The organism is Sediminibacterium sp. C3, assembly GCF_000508085.1.
Classification (GTDB): domain Bacteria; phylum Bacteroidota; class Bacteroidia; order Chitinophagales; family Chitinophagaceae; genus Sediminibacterium.
Map to the genome: position 1 here is coordinate 341,578 of NZ_KI669560.1, position 18,602 is coordinate 360,179.

Annotated in this window: 15 protein-coding genes; 7 read left to right on the forward strand and 8 right to left on the reverse strand. The window is 38.2% G+C overall.

Annotation, left to right across the window (positions count from 1 at the left end):
• Positions 1-10: 10 nt before the first annotated feature.
• A complete protein-coding gene (locus tag F777_RS17100; RefSeq protein WP_051408353.1) occupies positions 11-1,804 on the reverse strand; it encodes an RHS repeat domain-containing protein in 1,794 nt (597 codons plus the stop codon).
• Between the two features lie 87 nt (positions 1,805-1,891).
• Between F777_RS17100 and F777_RS17860 the strand changes: the two genes are divergently transcribed.
• Positions 1,892-2,104 (forward strand): hypothetical protein, encoded by a 213-nt coding sequence (locus F777_RS17860; protein WP_152530829.1) that lies wholly within the window; start codon positions 1,892-1,894, stop codon positions 2,102-2,104.
• Positions 2,105-2,138: 34 nt separating this feature from the next.
• On the opposite strand, the gene F777_RS0101685 is transcribed toward F777_RS17860, so the two are convergent.
• From F777_RS0101685 to F777_RS0101710, 6 genes are all read right to left on the reverse strand, one after another.
• Positions 2,139-2,546: a hypothetical protein gene (locus F777_RS0101685; RefSeq protein ID WP_037369026.1), complete on the reverse strand. Its 408-nt coding sequence runs from the start codon at positions 2,544-2,546 to the stop codon at positions 2,139-2,141.
• A 2-nt stretch (positions 2,547-2,548) separates the two neighbouring features.
• A complete protein-coding gene (locus tag F777_RS0101690) occupies positions 2,549-3,625 on the reverse strand; it encodes an RHS repeat-associated core domain-containing protein (RefSeq protein WP_255326563.1) in 1,077 nt (358 codons plus the stop codon).
• Positions 3,626-3,834: 209 nt separating this feature from the next.
• On the reverse strand, positions 3,835-4,419 hold the full coding sequence (locus F777_RS0101695) for a hypothetical protein (protein ID WP_026750532.1): 585 nt from the start codon (positions 4,417-4,419) through the stop codon (positions 3,835-3,837).
• 5 nt (positions 4,420-4,424) lie between these two features.
• A complete protein-coding gene (locus F777_RS0101700; protein WP_235785873.1) occupies positions 4,425-5,240 on the reverse strand; it encodes an RHS repeat-associated core domain-containing protein in 816 nt (271 codons plus the stop codon).
• A gap of 122 nt (positions 5,241-5,362) precedes the next feature.
• Positions 5,363-5,569 (reverse strand): hypothetical protein, encoded by a 207-nt coding sequence (locus tag F777_RS0101705; protein ID WP_026750534.1) that lies wholly within the window; start codon positions 5,567-5,569, stop codon positions 5,363-5,365.
• A gap of 11 nt (positions 5,570-5,580) precedes the next feature.
• Entirely contained in the window at positions 5,581-6,402 is an 822-nt protein-coding gene (locus tag F777_RS0101710) for a phage integrase SAM-like domain-containing protein (protein ID WP_369791993.1), read from the reverse strand.
• A gap of 202 nt (positions 6,403-6,604) precedes the next feature.
• On the opposite strand from F777_RS0101710, the gene F777_RS0101715 reads away from it, so the two are divergent.
• From F777_RS0101715 to F777_RS0101735, 5 genes are read left to right on the forward strand one after another with little or no spacing between them, the layout of a single operon-like run.
• Entirely contained in the window at positions 6,605-7,984 is a 1,380-nt protein-coding gene (locus F777_RS0101715; protein WP_152530830.1) for a class III extradiol ring-cleavage dioxygenase family protein, read from the forward strand.
• A 3-nt stretch (positions 7,985-7,987) separates the two neighbouring features.
• Complete coding sequence (locus F777_RS0101720) at positions 7,988-11,254, forward strand: hypothetical protein (protein WP_026750537.1); 3,267 nt, start codon at positions 7,988-7,990, stop codon at positions 11,252-11,254.
• A 10-nt stretch (positions 11,255-11,264) separates the two neighbouring features.
• Entirely contained in the window at positions 11,265-11,681 is a 417-nt protein-coding gene (locus tag F777_RS0101725) for a hypothetical protein (protein ID WP_152530831.1), read from the forward strand.
• Between the two features lie 5 nt (positions 11,682-11,686).
• A complete protein-coding gene (locus F777_RS0101730; RefSeq protein WP_026750539.1) occupies positions 11,687-15,964 on the forward strand; it encodes a DUF6443 domain-containing protein in 4,278 nt (1,425 codons plus the stop codon).
• An 11-nt stretch (positions 15,965-15,975) separates the two neighbouring features.
• Positions 15,976-16,464: a hypothetical protein gene (locus F777_RS0101735; RefSeq protein WP_026750540.1), complete on the forward strand. Its 489-nt coding sequence runs from the start codon at positions 15,976-15,978 to the stop codon at positions 16,462-16,464.
• A gap of 45 nt (positions 16,465-16,509) precedes the next feature.
• Here F777_RS0101735 and F777_RS17955 read toward each other — a convergent pair whose 3' ends face one another.
• Positions 16,510-16,674: a hypothetical protein gene (locus tag F777_RS17955; protein WP_161631468.1), complete on the reverse strand. Its 165-nt coding sequence runs from the start codon at positions 16,672-16,674 to the stop codon at positions 16,510-16,512.
• A 135-nt stretch (positions 16,675-16,809) separates the two neighbouring features.
• Here F777_RS17955 and F777_RS0101745 point away from each other — a divergent pair, with 135 nt between their 5' ends.
• Entirely contained in the window at positions 16,810-18,591 is a 1,782-nt protein-coding gene (locus F777_RS0101745) for an RHS repeat-associated core domain-containing protein (protein WP_026750541.1), read from the forward strand.
• The last annotated feature ends 11 nt before the right edge of the window (positions 18,592-18,602 follow it).

Consider the following 18,602-nt stretch of genomic DNA (forward strand, 5'->3'; position numbering starts at 1 on the left):
TTTCTTCTCTTTACTTAATAATATGCCCTTGTTGCTTCCTTGCCTCTTCATTCCTTTTGTTCTGTTCTTCTTGAGTAAACCCATCTTTATTTAATTTTTGAAACACGGTCTTTAGTGCATTATATTGTTCATCTGATATTTTCCCTTTAACAATTTTCCAACTACCATCTTTACCTTTCTCTGCTGAATAAAATCCATCTGTATGAAATGCTTCTAAAACTGTCAATGCCATATCTCTCATCCCAAGCTCTTTATTCTTACTTCCGATTTCTCGACCTATAACGTTATTCAGTAAATCAATTGATTCATCTGCCTTTCCAAGGCTTGAAAATCTTTGTGTAAAAGGGGAGATAGAATTACCATCAATTGCATTGGGATTATCTTCATGAGCCTTGCCTATCTGATTGGCTATATCTCCGCCAAATTCTTTTGTTATTGTAGCTTGCCACAAAACATGCCTAAAAGCATTTACCTGACTACCTTCGCTACCTTGCCCTTGTGGCTCTTCTAATACAGATGATTTAGATTCGGCAGAACTTCCCCTTGTAGAAAAACGTGCTGAATTTGTAGAAATATTCGTTGCACCAGGAGAAACATATCCAATAGTAGCCGCAGCCAGTGGATGTCGTACTGAAAATTTCGTTGTTCTCCACCATGAAGGGCCAGGGTCTTCCGTAGGAGCCATACCATCAGGATCTATATATCGTATTGGATTGTCATATGCATAAGCGTAAGGAGACCATCTACGCATTTCATCAGTCCTTGGATCTATTACCATCCAACGTCCTATTTGATTATCATACATCCTCGCCCCATAATCATACCACTCTAATCCAGATCCATCGCTGAACTCTTCATTCTGTTTTTCCTTACCATTGTATTGATACTTATTGGATAATTTACCTACTGCTTTTGAGGATATACCACCCATTGTTAACCCGAACGGATAGTAATGGGTTTCTTCGAGTAGGGGCCCAGCTTGATGGGTCAGGTTAAAATTATCAAAGAACACTACATCGTTACTTTCGTTGCTAAAGTAAATATACGCATATCCATTCTTTTTTGCGCTTGCACTGCCGTATAATGTTTGTCTACTTTCTTGTACCCATGCACTTACTTGTACTACATAGCTATTGGCTGCATCAAACTTAAACTGTTCGTCAAAAAGCAGGATATGCATATAGGCTTTGGGCTGGTAGGTATAACCGCCTGATGGGCTTTGTGGCGCAAAGACTCCTGTAAATAAGCCGTCTGCTCCAAGGCTACCTGCCGCAGCATTATTGGCTGTTTTTACTGCTGTTCCTGCTGGGCTTCGAGTGCCAGCAATAACCCCTGCAATATGGTTTAAAATGCTGCCTAATCCATTGGCGCTGCTATTGTCTGCATAATTGTTGTGGTAAAAATAATCTACACTGCTGTAGATATTATCGCCACTCATGACTTTCAGTAACTTTCCTGCCCCTATACTCCCTCCATTCTTGGTGATGCTGAACGCGTAATTCCCGTTGGTACCCGTTGTGCCAAAATTACCCGGTCTGTTCACTCTTCTATTCACAATATCTATGCTATTGCCTGCTGCATCATCCCAGATGGCATTTTGGTTATTGGCTTCCCCACTACCGCTACCTCCTTCACTACTTAAAGTGGGGTAGTACTGTGTATTGGTTTCATCGGTAAGTACCATACGGGTATTCCCTAAATGGTCTTTGATAAAGTAATCATAAGCCACTACACCACTGGCTGCTTTGCGTAACCTTCCTTCTTCATGACCAGCAAATAAAAACACATCATTCTCAAAAACCATATCCCCTAAGTAAAGCGTTGTCTTTACACTGCTGCCTTTAACTAAACCGGACGATATGAAACAAATAAATCTAATTCCTCTTCGGATGTGCTGCAACGCCTCTCTGCCGCATTCGATACTACTACCGATTATATCATGAAGGGTGCTGAAGATGATTCTGTGGCCTCTCAGCTTAAAGTTAAAGAACTACTTAAGCAGTTCAGACAGGTCGAACTCATGAACGCCGATGATAAAAACCTTATTAAGACTTTGATTGATGCTTTTCTTACCAAAAGGCAGGTGCAGCAACTCGCACAATAACAAAGCCACCCGTGAAGAGTGGCTTTGTTAGAGCTTACTTACATGACAATACTGAATCAATATATTGTCGAGAAGGCGGTATCTGGTAATTATATAATGCAGCCTCTCTTTGCCTAAGAATTATATCAGATTTTTGAAAATTATCAGTATCATAAGCAACAGGGAATTCCTGATTAACAAGTAATAACCTCAATCCTTGACTATCCGTTTTAACACATGGCGCAAGATTATTCTCGCCATGCAATAATTTCCCATCCACTTCATAATCATATAGCACTGACCTATTATTATTTTTGTATGACGTGCCTGTTATACCTGTAATATGTCCCGTTGTAATTGTAAAGTGGGTTCGTAAATGTCGATTTTTATATTCACTCCAGATAAGCCAAAACACAATTAAGCCTATCACTAAAATCGATATTATTTTTTTAGTATGCTTCATAATCAATTATTTTTTGTTTTCTCGTCAACAATAGCCCCCGTAAAATTTATAGACTGGGAAACACCTTCGCCAAGTGAGAGATTTCTAAAATCAACTTTTAATTGATTCCCCATTGCACCACCTGCCGTGCCAAATGCAGCGTTGATAATTATTGCTCTTGCATCAAATGAAAATACTGACCCTTCCATTCTTGATGCTGATGAGAGGTTGATTGAACCTGACAATGTTGCGTTAAACAAAGACACTCCTGCAATATTCCCTAATGAATGTGTTGGTGTTCCTATGCCAAATGATAATGCTGTGCTAACTGGATTCCAGTTTTGAAGAATTGACCTATGCTTTATACCCCCATTTACTATAGCTTGAATTCCAAAATCAGCACCTGCGGCAATGACATTTGCTTGCAATTTCATTCTTAACGCAGTTAATACTACTGCCGGAGCAGTGGAAACTAAAACTGGCGTAGCCAATATACCTACAGCCCATGCCTGCATCTGTCTATATGCCCTTTCGTTTTGAGCAAATCTTATATGATTGTTCTCTTGACCAGCTAACCAACTTGGATCACCTGCTTGATGTAATTGTTGACCATCACGTATCCTACCTGCCATAGCATCACTCCATTTGCCTTGATCTTTACGAATTGTTGGCCAATTAAATCCACCCCAACTACTTCCACTGCTTTTGTGCTTTTTTGAACTGGTCACTGTTACGCTTCCGTATAAAGCATTGGGGTCATCATTACCATAAATAGTTTCACCACTCTTTGTCTTGCCTACTGGCATATTATCCGTTAGACCCAATGGGTCATTTATACGAATGGGATTATTGCTGCCAAAATTATACGGTGATTGATGTAAAGACACATCGGCCAATGCGTCAATTTGATTGAACCTTCCTAACTGTTGATCATACCTCCTATGCATTGCATCATAAAGCTCTAAACCACTACCATCAGAGAACTCTCCACTTTGCAGCTCATTACCACCATTGAATTTGTATTTGTTTTCTAATTTACCTGCTGCCTTAGAAGAGATACCCGTCATTATTAACCCAAACGGATAGTAATGAGTTTCGATTTTTTATATTGCAACAATAAAGAAATACGTTAGAGCTTCAATCAAAGAACTTTTCTATAATCTAAAAATACTAGTTTAATTACGAAAGGTAAAGTTCACAATTTAGTAGCTGTTTAACTCTCCTTTAAGGAGCCGAGTAAATAATTCAAAAATGAAAATTGATTTACAAATCTTATCAAAACTTTCTTGACCTTATTCTTACTTAGTTGCTATTCAACTTTGGGGTCTGTAAACTTATTCTTGCTTTGTGGTATCGGATTATTAAACATCTCCTCATCTGTTAACACTCTGTACATTAAAGCCGTTAATCTTACATAATCACTATCATCTTTGTTAGGAACCATCACTTGCCCTATCCGCCATGTATTTGATTTACTGACCAACAATCCTACATCTGTCGAAAAAAAATATGAAATCTCACCATCTGTTATTCCTTTGTTTCTTATAAGCTTGAGTAATTTAAAATTTTTTCCGTTTACACTGTATATTTTTTCATCTTCTAAAGCAAATACAACTGTATCGACTTTATTAAATATCCCATTGTATTTTTTCTTTGAAGTATCACAACTAACCACGAAGTTATTACTATCATTATCATAATATTTAAAAACAACTATTCCGTCTGACAGCTCCAACTTATTGAACTGATAGTTGATAAGAAAAGCCTTCTCTTTTTCAATAGAAGAGAATACTCTTTCTATTTTAGTTCTTTGTAATGATAAATCGTGTTGCTTTTCTTTTCTCTTACATGAAATTAAAATTACAAGACTTAAGAATATTAGTAGTCTATACATAACCCTTAGTTGAAGAAGTCATTGACTTTTTTTCGGATATATTCAGATTCATTTTTAACCTTACCTTGAGATTTCTGTCTTTCATAGTCAGCTTGCCACAATTGTCGATTCTCTATGTAAAAAACAGATCTTTCTTGATACCACCCCGAAGTAACTGGTTTCATCCAATCCCTATGTTGAATAAAAGTACTGGCCATAGCTTTATCTGAAATTAGAGTTTGCTGATCCATTCTTACATGTTGCGTTTCATGTAAAATAGTTTCTGCACCCTCCGCCTGATCTACTGAATTAATCATATCATCCGATCGTATTGTAACGTCAAATTTCAGATAACTACCTTTACTATTACCACTTGCAACTTGATCAATGCTCCTATATTTCTTATCAGTTTTAAGCTCGGTTGCTGCACCATCAGCCCTATTAATGGAGAAAACTTTTGTATTTCCAGAAACGCCAGTTGACCGAACTTTGAACTCAACAGTAGTTGTTCCATATTTCCCCCCTGGGCTGTATAATTTTACAAATCTCTTTCCAGCCTTGGAACTAAGAAACGTATTATAGGCTTTATTTAAATTTTTATCCCCTCTTAGTTGTGCATCTATAATTGTATCGCCTAATGGGTCGTTATTTAATATTGGATTATTACCCATTGCAGCATATGGGCTTTGGAAGTCAGTTGGCTTAGGATCAATTTGTAGCCATCTTCCAATTTGAGGATCGAGTGATCTAAAATGAGTGTCATACCATTCAAGTCCGTTTCCATCAGAAAACTCTTTACTCTGCAATTCAGAACCTGCATTAAACTTCCTTTTATTCTCCAACCTTCCAGATGCTTTCGAACTCACCCCACCCATTATTAACCCAAACGGATAGTAATGGATTCAGTTACATAGCATACCCAGCAATGGTTTCAAAGATCAGACAAAAACTATCTTATGCTAATTTATGCATTTTTTGTATCACTTTTAACACAAGAATTTTGTTGCACTAGTTTATTATGTGCTTGCTGAACTTCATCATTTAAAAATCCTTGTGCAATTACAACATATTTATAAAATTCCTTGCTTCCGGGTGCATGTCCTGATACTTTTCTAACAACATGTTCTGGCACACCTAAAACCAAAAGTGTAGTGATTGCTGTCCTTCGCATTGTATGAGAACTTAAGTGGTCATAATATTGCCAACTTTTGTTACCCCCTTTTTTTGTTCTATCCATTTGCCTTTATAGCTCATATATTTGGGCTGCAGTTCTGTCCAGCCTACCTTTTCACCAAATCGTTTAATTAAAATATTAAATCTAGCATTTGAATATTGTGGCAATAAAAACTTACCCTTATTTGTTCTGTAAGTTTTAAAAATTGTACATAGATAATCTGGCACTGGTATTTTAGTATAGCTACCTGTCTTAATTGTATATAGAATAATATATAGCTGCCCATCTTCAGTTATCAAGTTGTTTTTCTTTAGGCCCATTAAGTCTGAAAATCTTAATCCTAGCGTACAACCTGCAAGGAATATATCTTTTACACGAATGAGGTTTGCAGTTAATCCAGTTGTATACAATTTATCTGTGATTAAAAACTGTAATTTTGGTACACTTAAGATTATGGGGTTATACTGGGTTTGTGTTATCGTAAACCAATTATAAACAGGAGCAATAGGCAATACTTTCTCTTTTATAATCCATCGAACCAATGTTTTCAAAGATTTCCAAATTGATCCAACATAGCCATCAGAATACCCTTTATTATAAAGAAACGTAGAAAATAAATGGTAGAATTTTAACCAGTATTTTTTTTCGATTGTATTTATTTTAATGCTTTGTTTAGGTAAAAGCCTAAAACCAATTGCTGTTTTATTTTGGTATTCATATTCTTGTAAAAGCTTTAAAACACATTCATAGAACACAATAGTATTCTTATTGATTTTTTTTCCTGTAGCAGTCCGTCTTTGCCCATAAATCATCTCTTTGATAAACTGAATAAAAAGTGGGGTAAGTAATTCTTTTTTGCATTTTTACTAAAATTATCTATTAAAAGGTGTTTTCCATGCTTTTTGTAGTTGATTTACTACAATTCAATTCGTAAAAACCCCCAATAAAATGTTTGTTTTATTTACAAAAAGTTTTTAGGCGCAAATTTAGTTTTGATTCACGGGTGTAATAAAGGCCTGTAGAATTAATTTAGTGCGGAATAAATTTTTAGTTAGTATAACAGGCTTGGTATTTTGTTCGAGTACATTGTTAGCTCAAGACACTGCTGTTTATAATCATGCATTACTTGAACATATAGACAAAAAGTACAATGGGCTAGCGTATCTGTTAAATAAGAAATCAAATAAAGTATTTGCGCAACTACAAAAACAAGAACAAAAACTGATTTCAAAGCTTTCGAAGCTGGATACGAGTAAAGCAAAAAATCTACAAATTAGTTCATCTGCTGCTTACCAAGATTTGCCTACTCAATTAATGAAGGAAAAGGGCAATTCCGTGTCAGCTGTCCGCAATTATATTCCTGCATTCGATAGTGTACAGGCAATGATGAGTTTTATAAATGGGGGCAATGGTATAAAATCAGTTGCTGCTTTGCAAGAACAATTACAGATAGCTAATTATACAAAGACATTTTTACAAAATAGAAAACAAGCATTGCAAGTAGCATTAGCTGGCACGCCATTAGCAAAGCAATTAAAGCAAGTACAAAAAACGGCATTTTATTACCAACAGCAAATACAATCGTATCGCGAAACTTTAAAGGATCCAGATAAAATACAAAAACTCGCCTTGGCAGAGCTTTCCAAGTTGGATGCTTTTAAATCCTTCTTCGCAAAGAACAGCCAGCTAGCCAATATTTTTAGAATGGGGGTTGCTGAAAATGAGTTAGATGCAGCTTCAATAAATGGTTTACAAACCAGACAGAGCATGCGTGTTGCACTGCAGCAGTTTGAATCTGCTGGCGCAAATCCACAACAGTTTGTGCAGAGGCAGGTACAAAGTGCTACTGGCGAACTTCAAACGTTTAAAAACAAAATAAATAATGCAGTTGGTGGCAATGGTGAAGCTGGTATGCCATCATTTAAACCCAATACCCAAAAAGCAAAATCCTTTTTACAAAGAATTGAATTGGGTTTTAATATTCAATCATTAAGACCCAATGGGCTATTGCCAGTAACAAGTGATTTGGCTTTTACGCTTGGCTATAAACTAAACAGTCAAGGCGTTATTGGAGTTGGGATGAGTTATAAAATGGGCTGGGGCAATGGAATAAGCGATATGCGCATAACCCATGAAGGTTTTGGCTTGAGGAGTTTCGTTGATTGGCAAATTAAAGGGGGCTTTTACATGAGTGGAGGATACGAACAAAATTACATGCAGTCTTTTAATCGGCTTTCAGAGCTCTTGAATCAACCCATGAGTACATGGAAGCAAAGCGGATTAATAGGCATTAGCAAAAAATACAAACTAGGAAAGAAGAAAGGAACCTTACAAGTATTGTATGATTTTTTACATTTTTCAAATCAAGTAAATACACAACCAGTGATTTTTAGAACTGGATTTAATTTTTAGTATATGGGTATTAGATTTTTATGGCTGGCTTTATCGGTTTTAACAATGGGCACTAAATTGTTGGCTCAGGTTGAATTGCAGGGCACATTAATGGAGTTAAAAAAAGTGCCAATTGCGCCCTCTCCTAATGCATCTGCAATTGGAAAGTTTGGTGAAATTCCTGTTTCCTTGAGCACGGGTATACCCAGTATACAAGTGCCAATGTATCAATACCAAAGTAATGACAAGGGTATTAGTGTAGATGTTTCACTTCGTTATCATGCGGGCGGCCATAAGGTAGATGATATGGCAGCTAACGTAGGATTGGGATGGTCCTTAAATGCTGGCGGTGTGGTTTCAAGAACGATGCGTGGCAGGCCGGATGATGGAACAGCAGGGTATTTGTCTACGGGTAATTTGCCAGCCTATCAAACACAGGTTTTCGACTATATGTATACAGAACCTGGCACATATACTTCTACCAACCAAGGAATTTGCTACGACAACTCTAGTGACTATTATACCATAAAAAATATTGCGGAAGGGGAGCTGGATGGCGAGTGTGATATTTTTCAGTTTAATGTTGGGTCGGTTGCAGGTAAATTTTATTTTAAGAAGAATGGACAAGTGCAGTTGGTAACGCAACAAAATGTAAAAATCACATTTAGTGCTGTTTATAGCAATGGCACCATGTCTTATATAGATGAATTTGTAATTACGGATGAATGGGGTAACAAATATGTATTCAATCAAAAAGAGTGGACATCTTCGAGTAGCGCATTAGGCTCTACTCCACCAGTTTCGCCCAGTTACATTAGCAGTTGGTATTTGAAAAAGATTATTGCAGCCAGTGATGCAAGAGAAATCATTTTTAATTATACTTCTCCTTCTTATTCACTACAATACGAAGGGGGCTTTGCAACTTCTTATCGAACCAAGTGGGCATATGGCTATATCAACGGTCCAACAGAAGCCACTTACGGGTATTCCATCATTTCGATATTATATCCACAAAGAATTAGCTCTATTGATTTTCCAAATGGCAACCAAGTATTTTTCAATTATAATTTGGCGAGAGTCGATTATGTGGGTGATTATGCATTAACCGATGTGGTGATAAAAAACAATGCGTTTCAAAAGAAATTTATTTTAGAATATGATTATTTTGTTTCACCCACTTGTTACCCACAGAGCAGCCCTTGTACTCCTCCGCCATATTCCGCTAATGATTATTATCGCAGGCTTAAGTTGACTTCTGTAAAAGAGACTGGAGGTTCACAAATTATTCCTCCTTATACATTTGAATACAATGCTACACCATTACCCGTTCGAAATTCAGCATACAAAGATGCATGGGGATATTACTCAGGAACAGCCACTCCCAATAGTGCAGGTACTCCTATAACAATCTCAACACCAGGACAGCCTTTTACACTATTTTTTAGTGATGCACTACCTGTTGAACAATATACCAAAGCCTGGGTTTTAGAGAAGATCAATTATCCAACGGGTGGCTTTACCAGTTTAACTTATGAACTCAACAATGGCTATAACAACGGAGTATTAAAAAATATTGGTGGTTTAAGAATAAAAAAGACAGAAGACCATAATGGAGCAACGAGCAATATTGTGGTAACCAATTATAGTTATGTAAAGGCAGATAATAGTTCTTCTGGTACCATGCAGACCATGCCCAATACGACCTATTATTGGACAGTAATGAGAGACAACTATAATTCTATTAAAGCCTATTTTTTAAATCAAACCAATAGCCCCACGCAATCACTTTCTTATTTTAATGGCAGCCCAGTTATCTATACCAGGGTTAAGGTGGATAAGAATAGCAATGGTCAGAACAATGGGTATTCTATAAGTGAATACAGTGCTGTTGCTAGTTACCATATTCACCAAGATAATTTCCCCTATGTGCAAAAGCAAGACCTAGATTGGGCGCAAGGTTTACTAGTAAAGGAAACCCAATACAATAGTGCCAATGCAATTGTAAAGCAGTTAGATAATGAATACCAAGACTATACTTATTATCCAAGTGCCGATCCACAATCACGAAATACTATTAGTGGGTTGTTATTCTGGGATGATCAAGGCTCTTTTAACGCCAACTTATATGGTGCTAGGTCTTATTATATGAACTATGGAAGATCGGCATTAAAGAAACGCACAGAAACCATTTATGAAAATGGAATTGCACAAACCCATATCACCGACTACTATTACGACCACAGCAACTATTATTTTCCATCGAGAGTAAAAAGAACCAATAGTAAAGGACAAGAAATTGAACAAAGATTAAAGTATCCGTTCGATTTTACGGGAACGTATGTATATGATCAAATGGTAGCACGCAATATATTGGCTCCTATTATTGAATCAAAGCAGGTGTACTTGTCAGGAGGACTCACCCAAAGTGGCATATTAAATAATTATGGTTTGGTGAATGGTACAATCATAGATATTAATAATCAACAACGTTTCAATACCAGCTCAAATGGATGGGATACAGAGGTAGTATTTAATCAATACGACAGTAAGGGCAATGTTTTGCAAATGAGTCCCAAAAATGGCCCCGTGGTTGCTTATGTATGGGGTATCAATCAAACCAGTGTGTTAGCCAAAATTGAAGGGGCTACCTATGCAGAAGTATTGGCAGCGCTTGGGCAGTCTGATCCAAATTTGACATATCTACAACAAATGGGTGAGACCGATTTAAGAAATCAATTGAACTTGCTTCGTAATAATTTAAAGAGCAGTAAGCCTAAAGCACAAGTAACTACTTTTCTATACAAGCCCTTAGCTGGTATAAAGGAACAAACCAACCCGAATGGTAAAACCAGCTATTTTGAGTACGATGTTTTCAATAGGCTTTCCTTAGTAATAGACCAAGACGGAAATATCGTAAAGCGCATTTGCTATAATTACCAAGGTCAACCAGAAGTATGTTATACAGCCGAAAGTGCGGGTGGTCAAACGGTATATGCAAGATTAAGTTATGAAAATCAATGGTGGTCGGGCAATTATAGTTATGCAGACATTGTTGTTCGGTTTTATTCTGATGCAGCGGGGACTATTCCAGTGTCTGTAAGCAATCTATCTACCGCATACCAAAATCAATCTTGCTATGGCACATCTTATAATTCCGCTACTGCCAATGGAACGGCCATTGTGTTAAACTATTCTGCCCTAGTGTACGAGTACAATTTCGATTATGGTTATTGGTGGGACTGTTCTTATAACTATGGTTTAACAAGCGGCAATTATGTCATCATTCAATAAAATTATTATCATGCGATACCAATATATCATCGGGTTTGTTTTGTTATTGTGTTCATTTACTTCTGCACAAGCACAAGACCGAAAAACATTCAAAGACAGTTTACGCAATAAAGAGGTAAAGCATTTTGCCGATACACTATCCTTAAGTAAAGCACAAGCCAAAGCATTGTCACAACATTATGTAAACAGAGATAGGCAAACCGATTCTATTATGCGCTTACCGCTTATTGGCCAAGATGGAGCAAAGCGAAAGGCGATGTTACAAGAAGTGAGAACCACTTTTAATGAGGCAGTTAAACAAACCTTAAATAAAAAGCAATACCAGATTTTTAAAGAAGTGCATAAAGCACAGCAAGCCCTAGCAATGGAAAAACTAAAAGGGTTAAAGAAACAAATACTTGTGGACAATAACGATAAAGACAACTGATCAATATGTTTCCAGCAGCTAAAATAATAAAGGGGATTGCAATTTGTTCAATCATTTTGATATGTGATAATCAAACTTATGGGCAAGGAACCTACCCAGGTAGTACCCCTATTAACTATGTACGAGTTTGGGACCTAAGGGCTCCTGAACAAAACCATTTAAATATAAGTTCCAAGCCACTTAAGGATGCCTTACAAAGCACTATGTATAGTGATGGGTTGGGCAGGGTATTACAAACAGTGGTGAAACAAGGTGCGCTAACAACCGCAACAGCAGCAAGTGCTGACCTGGTGACTCCACAGCAGTATGATGTTTATGGAAGAACACCACAAGTATATCTGCCTTTTGCGGCAACCGATAACCAGGGTGGATTTAAATACAATCCATTTGATCAACAGGTTGGATTCTACAATGCACAACTAGCAGGTCAAAGTGAGCAGTATTTTTATCAACAACTTACTTATGAATCGAGTCCACTTAATCGCGTGATTAAAACTACCGCACCGGGAAGCAGTTGGACGGGCAGTAATAGAGGCGTTAATACGGTATATGGACTTAATGATGCCAGTGACGACGTAAAAATTTGGACAGTGTATGGCAGTGGCAGTTATGGTTTAACGGGCACTTATGCAAATGGACAACTCAGTGAAATCACTACCATAGATGAAGATGGTAAGCAGGTGGTAGAATATAAGGACAAAGACGACAAAACGATTTTAAAGAAAGTACAACAGAGCTCTAGTCCTAGTGCGGGATATAGTGGTTGGATGTGTACCTATTATCTCTATGATGATTTTGGCTTACTCAGGCTTGTGGTACAACCCAAAGGGGTGGAGTATATGTTACAGAACGGATGGTCTATCAATAGCACAATACTAGCAGAACAATGTTTTGAATACAACTATGATGGCAGGGGTAGAATGATTGAAAAAAGAGTTCCAGGTGCGGGTCTCGTTGAAATGGTATATGATGCAAGGGATCGGGTAACCCTAACCCGTGATGCCAATATGTTGGCAGCTGGTAAATGGCTGTTTACCAAGTATGACGATGTAAACAGAGTAATACAAACAGGGTTTGTTTTTCAAGGAGCCAGTAGAGCTACCTTTCAATACTATGGTGATAGCTATGTTGATTATCCTATTCATTGGTGGAGTAATGAAGTGCTCACTGAAACCTACTATGATAACTACAGTTGGAGCCCTGCTAGTTATGGATTATCGGATGCATTGAACCTTAGTTGGGGCAGTTTTGCTGCGGAAGACAATAGTAATTTCCCCTACCCAAGAGGAGTGGTAAAGAGTAATGATGTGCATGGAATGGTTACAGGTACAAAGGTAAAACAACTAGGAGGTTCAGGCGGATATTTATACAGTGTATTGATCTATGATAAAGAGGGAAGGGTTTTACAAACACAGCGCACCAATATAACTGGTGGAGTGGATATTGCTACCACACAATATAGTTTTAGTGGACAGCCACTTCGGGTGGTACAAAGAACGCAAAAAGCGGGTGCCAATGCAAGTGATATCGTAACTACGAGTGAACACAGTTACGATGATTTGTGGCGGATTACTGCAACTACCAAAACCGTTAGTGGTCAGGCGAATGGGCAATCGCTATCTGCCAGTAAGCAAATCAGCCAAAACAGTTATGATGCTTTGGGTCAATTAAGTAAAAAAGTATTAGCGCCGTACATGAGCCTAGAACAACTGGATTATGAATACAATATCAGGGGATGGTTGCTAGGGGTTAATAGGGGTTATTTAACTGGATCGGGTAAAAGATTTGGTTTTGAATTAGCATACGATAAGCCAGGTAACTATGTAGGTGGAGCTAATTATACCCCCCAGTACAATGGTAATATTGCTGGTACTACCTGGAAAAGTATGGGTGATGAAGAGAAGCGTCGCTACGATTTTGGATACGATGCCGCCAACCGCTTATTAAAAGCCAATTTTGGACAGTTTACCAGTGGTGGGTTTAATCTTAGTGCAGGCATCAACTACAGTGTACAACTGGGTGATGGTGTCAATGGGTCTTCTGCCTATGATGTTAATGGCAATATTAAAGCGATGCAGCAGTGGGGCGTAAAGGGCATCAGTAGCACGGTCATAGATGACTTGTCGTATACTTACCAAAACACTCTCAGTAATAAGCTGCTTGCAGTAAATGAAGTGTCTTTGGGAAGTACCAACAATTACTTAGGTGATTTTACCGATGCGAACACTTCGGCAAACGATTACAGTTATGATGGCAACGGTAATTTAATTGAAGATAAAAACAAGGGCATTGGTTCTATTGGTTACAATCATTTAAATCTACCACAGCAAATCAGTGTTCCTGCAAAAGGAAATATCACCTACAACTACGATGCCAGTGGCGCAAAGTTAAGCAAGACCGTAACCGAGGGTAGCAGTGTAAAGACAACGCTTTACTTAGGGGATATGGTTTTTGAGAATGATATGTTTTTGTTTGCGGGCCATGAAGAAGGAAGGTTGCGCAAAGCAGCCAGTGGTGCAGTAGCCTATGATTACTTTATCAAAGACCATTTAGGGAATACCCGTATGGTACTTACCGATGAAACGAATACACAGTATTACCCTACTTTAAGTGCAGAGGGAGGCAGTGGCAGTGGGGAAGCCAATAACCAAAATGCCATCTGGGATGATGCAGCAGGCAATAGCATAGATATTGTGAATAGAAGAGTGAACAGACCGGGTAATTTTGGCACAACGGGTACCAACGGGAATTACGCGTTCAGCATCACCAAGAATGGAGGGAGTATAGGGGCAGGAAAGTTACTGAAAGTCATGAGTGGCGATAATATCTACAGCAGTGTAGATTATTTTTACCACAACAACTATGCAGACAATAGCAGCGCCAATGGATTAGGCAGCATTTTAAACCATATTGCAGGGGTTATTGCTGGCACTCGAAGCCCTGCAGGAACAGCAGTAAAAACAGCCAATAGTGCTGCGGCAGGTAGCCTTGGAGCAGACGGCTTATTTACAGGAGTCTTTGCGCCACAAAGCCCATCAGGGGGTTATACCTACCAGCCCAAAGCCTATATGCATATCTTGCTTTTTGACGAACAGTTTAAGTTTGATGCAGCCAATAGCTATGTAGTACAAGTAAGTGCATGGGTACAAGAAAGTAGACAAACATTATACGGAAGTGCAAGCGCAAAAAAGAATGGATATGCGTATATTTACTTCAGCAACGAGAGTAACGATGTAGTGTTCTTTGATAATTTTAACCTGACCCATCAAGCTGGGCCCCTACTCGAAGAAACACATTACTATCCGTTCGGGTTAACAATGGGTGGGGTGAGTAGTAAGGCTCTAAATAGCACTCAAGAAAATAAGTTCAAGTACAATGGTAAAGAAGAACAACGCAAAGAGTTTACAGATGGTAGTGGACTTGATTGGTTAGACTATGGTGCAAGGATGTATGATGCGCAAATTGGGAGGTGGCATGTGGTTGACCCACTTAGTGAGTTAGATAGAAAAACAACTCCTTATGCCTATGTATTTAACAATCCAATTTTGTTTGTTGACCCTGATGGGATGTTTGGTGATTACTATACTATGGATGGTAACTATCTCGGAAACGATGGGAGGGATGATAAAAAGGTGTATGCCGTTAAAGAAGGGGATTATAAAAAACTTGATGAAAAAAGAAATATTATTTCTAAAAAAACAGAATTGAAGGGGTTGACAAATGAAGTTCTAATTGGGTTTGCTGCAGCTATTCACGCTGAATCAAGTGGGAGCAAAGATGAATCCTATGCAATAGGCAATGTAGTGATGAACTTTTTAGGTGGCGGTGGAAGTAAGGGGTTGAAAACCCTTGAAGATGTTGCTATGTATGACAACTCACTTGTACAAGGTGCTACTCAAAAACATTATTCTGATTATTTAAAATTATCAGAGGAAGGGAAAGGTTCAAAGTTCGCACTTGGGGCCGCCATAAATGCTTACGGATATTCGCAAGGGATTGCTGGCTTTAAGGATTATAGTGGGGGTGCAAATTCATGGGATGGGATTGATTTAATGGACACGAAAGCTGTCAATAGTCATAGAGGCTATTCGTGGAGTTCTGATTCAAAAAAAATGTTAAGTGATTATAAAAAGCTAGTAAATGGAGGTGTAAATGTAGCAGGTTTTACATATAAGGATAAAGGCTATCAAATTTCTGCAGATAAGATTATTGGCAAGACACTTTATACTAACTTAACAACGGGGCGTGGGGAAGGAAAGGAAAATAATAAACGATTTCAATAAAAATTGATATCATGAAAGTTCAGCTGATTTTGAGTACATTATTTCTGATATTACAAGCCTGTGCAAATGACGCACATAAAAATGAATTGAACAATGTGGCGGATACAAATGAGATAGTATTTAAGCGTTGGGTAAAAGACACACTTCCGTCAATCAAAACCAGTGATAGCCTATTTTTTAGTGAGGTTAATATTAACGAGGATACTACTCTGATGGAGATAAAGAAACACTACAAATTGAAAGTTACTTCAGTTGGCAATTACAAGAATAGTGATTTAGTTTATGCTTTTAGCTTGTTGCAACGTGAGCACTTATTACCAACAACGTCCTTTTTCTTGAACTTGGATGTAAACTATATCTACATGGTTTCGTTTGTTGGAACGAAGTATGATTATAAAACCGAGATTGATAGCTTTGATGTGATTACAGAAAAAGAAGTTATGAACCTGAGTTATGTGAAGGGAAATTTAGTAGACAAAAAAATAAAGAAACGAACATAATAAAAGCCAATGATCTTACAAGCCACTTTTCTTGAGTGGCTTTTTTTATTGTGCGAGTTGCTGCACCTGCCTTTTGGTAAGAAAAGCATCAATCAAAGTCTTAATAAGGTTTTTATCTTCAGCGTTCATGAGTTCTACCTGTCTGAACTGCTTAAGTAGTTCTTTAACTTTAAGCCGAGATGCCACAGAATCATCTTCAGCACACTTCATGATTTAATCGGTGGTAGTATCGAGTGCGGCAGAGAGGCGTTGCAGCACATCCGAAGAGGAATTAGATTTATTTGTTTCATATCGTCCGGTTTAGTTAAAGGCAGCAGTGTAAAGACAACGCTTTACTTAGGGGATATGGTTTTTGAGAATGATGTGTTTTTATTTGCTGGTCATGAAGAAGGAAGGTTACGCAAAGCAGCCAGTGGTGTAGTGGCTTATGATTACTTTATCAAAGACCATTTAGGGAATACCCGTATGGTACTTACCGATGAAACCAATACACAGTACTACCCCACTTTAAGTAGTGAAGGAGGTAGCGGTAGTGGGGAAGCCAATAACCAAAATGCCATCTGGGATGATGCAGCAGGCAATAGCATAGATATTGTGAATAGAAGAGTGAACAGACCGGGTAATTTTGGCACAACGGGTACCAACGGGAATTACGCGTTCAGCATCACCAAGAATGGAGGGAGTATAGGGGCAGGAAAGTTACTGAAAGTCATGAGTGGCGATAATATCTACAGCAGTGTAGATTATTTTTACCACAACAATTATGCAGACAATAGCAGCGCCAATGGATTAGGCAGCATTTTAAACCATATTGCAGGGGTTATTGCTGGCACTCGAAGCCCAGCAGGAACAGCAGTAAAAACAGCCAATAATGCTGCGGCAGGTAGCCTTGGAGCAGACGGCTTATTTACAGGAGTCTTTGCGCCACAAAGCCCATCAGGCGGTTATACCTACCAGCCCAAAGCCTATATGCATATCCTGCTTTTTGACGAACAGTTTAAGTTTGATGCAGCCAATAGCTATGTAGTACAAGTAAGTGCATGGGTACAAGAAAGTAGACAAACATTATACGGCAGTGCAAGCGCAAAAAAGAATGGATATGCGTATATTTACTTTAGCAACGAAAGTAACGATGTAGTGTTCTTTGATAATTTTAACCTGACCCATCAAGCTGGGCCCCTACTCGAAGAAACCCATTACTATCCGTTCGGGTTAACAATGGGTGGGGTGTCAAGTAAGGCAGCTGGAAGGTTGGAGAACAAATACAAGTTTGGTGACAAAGAGATGCAAAATAGAGAGTTTACTGATGGATCAGGTCTTGAGATGTATGATTTTGGAAAACGCAACTACGATCAGCAAATAGGAAGATGGTGGCAAATTGATCCAATGTCAGAGGCTCGTAATTGGGTAACTCCATTTAACTATGTGCAGAATAATCCAATTACTCGAATAGATCCAGATGGAGCTTTTGATGATTACTACATAAGAGACAATGGAGAAATATCAGTGAAGAAGACTGATGATTCGTTCGATAAATTCTATACGCAAAAAAGTGAGAGAACCGAAGGCGATATGGTTATACGGACGTATAAGTTCGAAGCCAAGCTTGATAAAAATGAAGATGGTCTCATAGCGTTACCTAATTCTTTTCAGGGTGATGGCTTCGGCTTTAATTACACAGGTAGCAAGGGTGAAAATTATATATCTGGATCTGCTTTTGCTGGTTTGATAGGTGCGTTGAAAGAGGCACAAGTTTCAGATGTAAGCTTAAATCACTGGAGTAATGCAGATGGTTCTTCGCCTAGTCCAAGTAGGAGCCACAAAAATGGGGAAGTTGGTGATATTCGACCTTTGCGAAAAGATGAATCAGGTAGCCCTGTTCTTATTACCGACAAACAATTTGATGCTGAAAGAAATGGAACATTAATGAAGTCTATGAAAAAGTTTGGATGGACGAGTATTTTGTCTGAGAAAAATCCTTCGACTGGACAGATAACGCCAGGAACAACACACTATTCTGGGTACACCGATAAAAATGGTAATTGGAAATCAGTTCGCCACAACAATCATTATCATGCCCAAAGATTCCATCCTAAATTGATACCTTACAAACCTTATAAACCATGAGTTTTAAAATA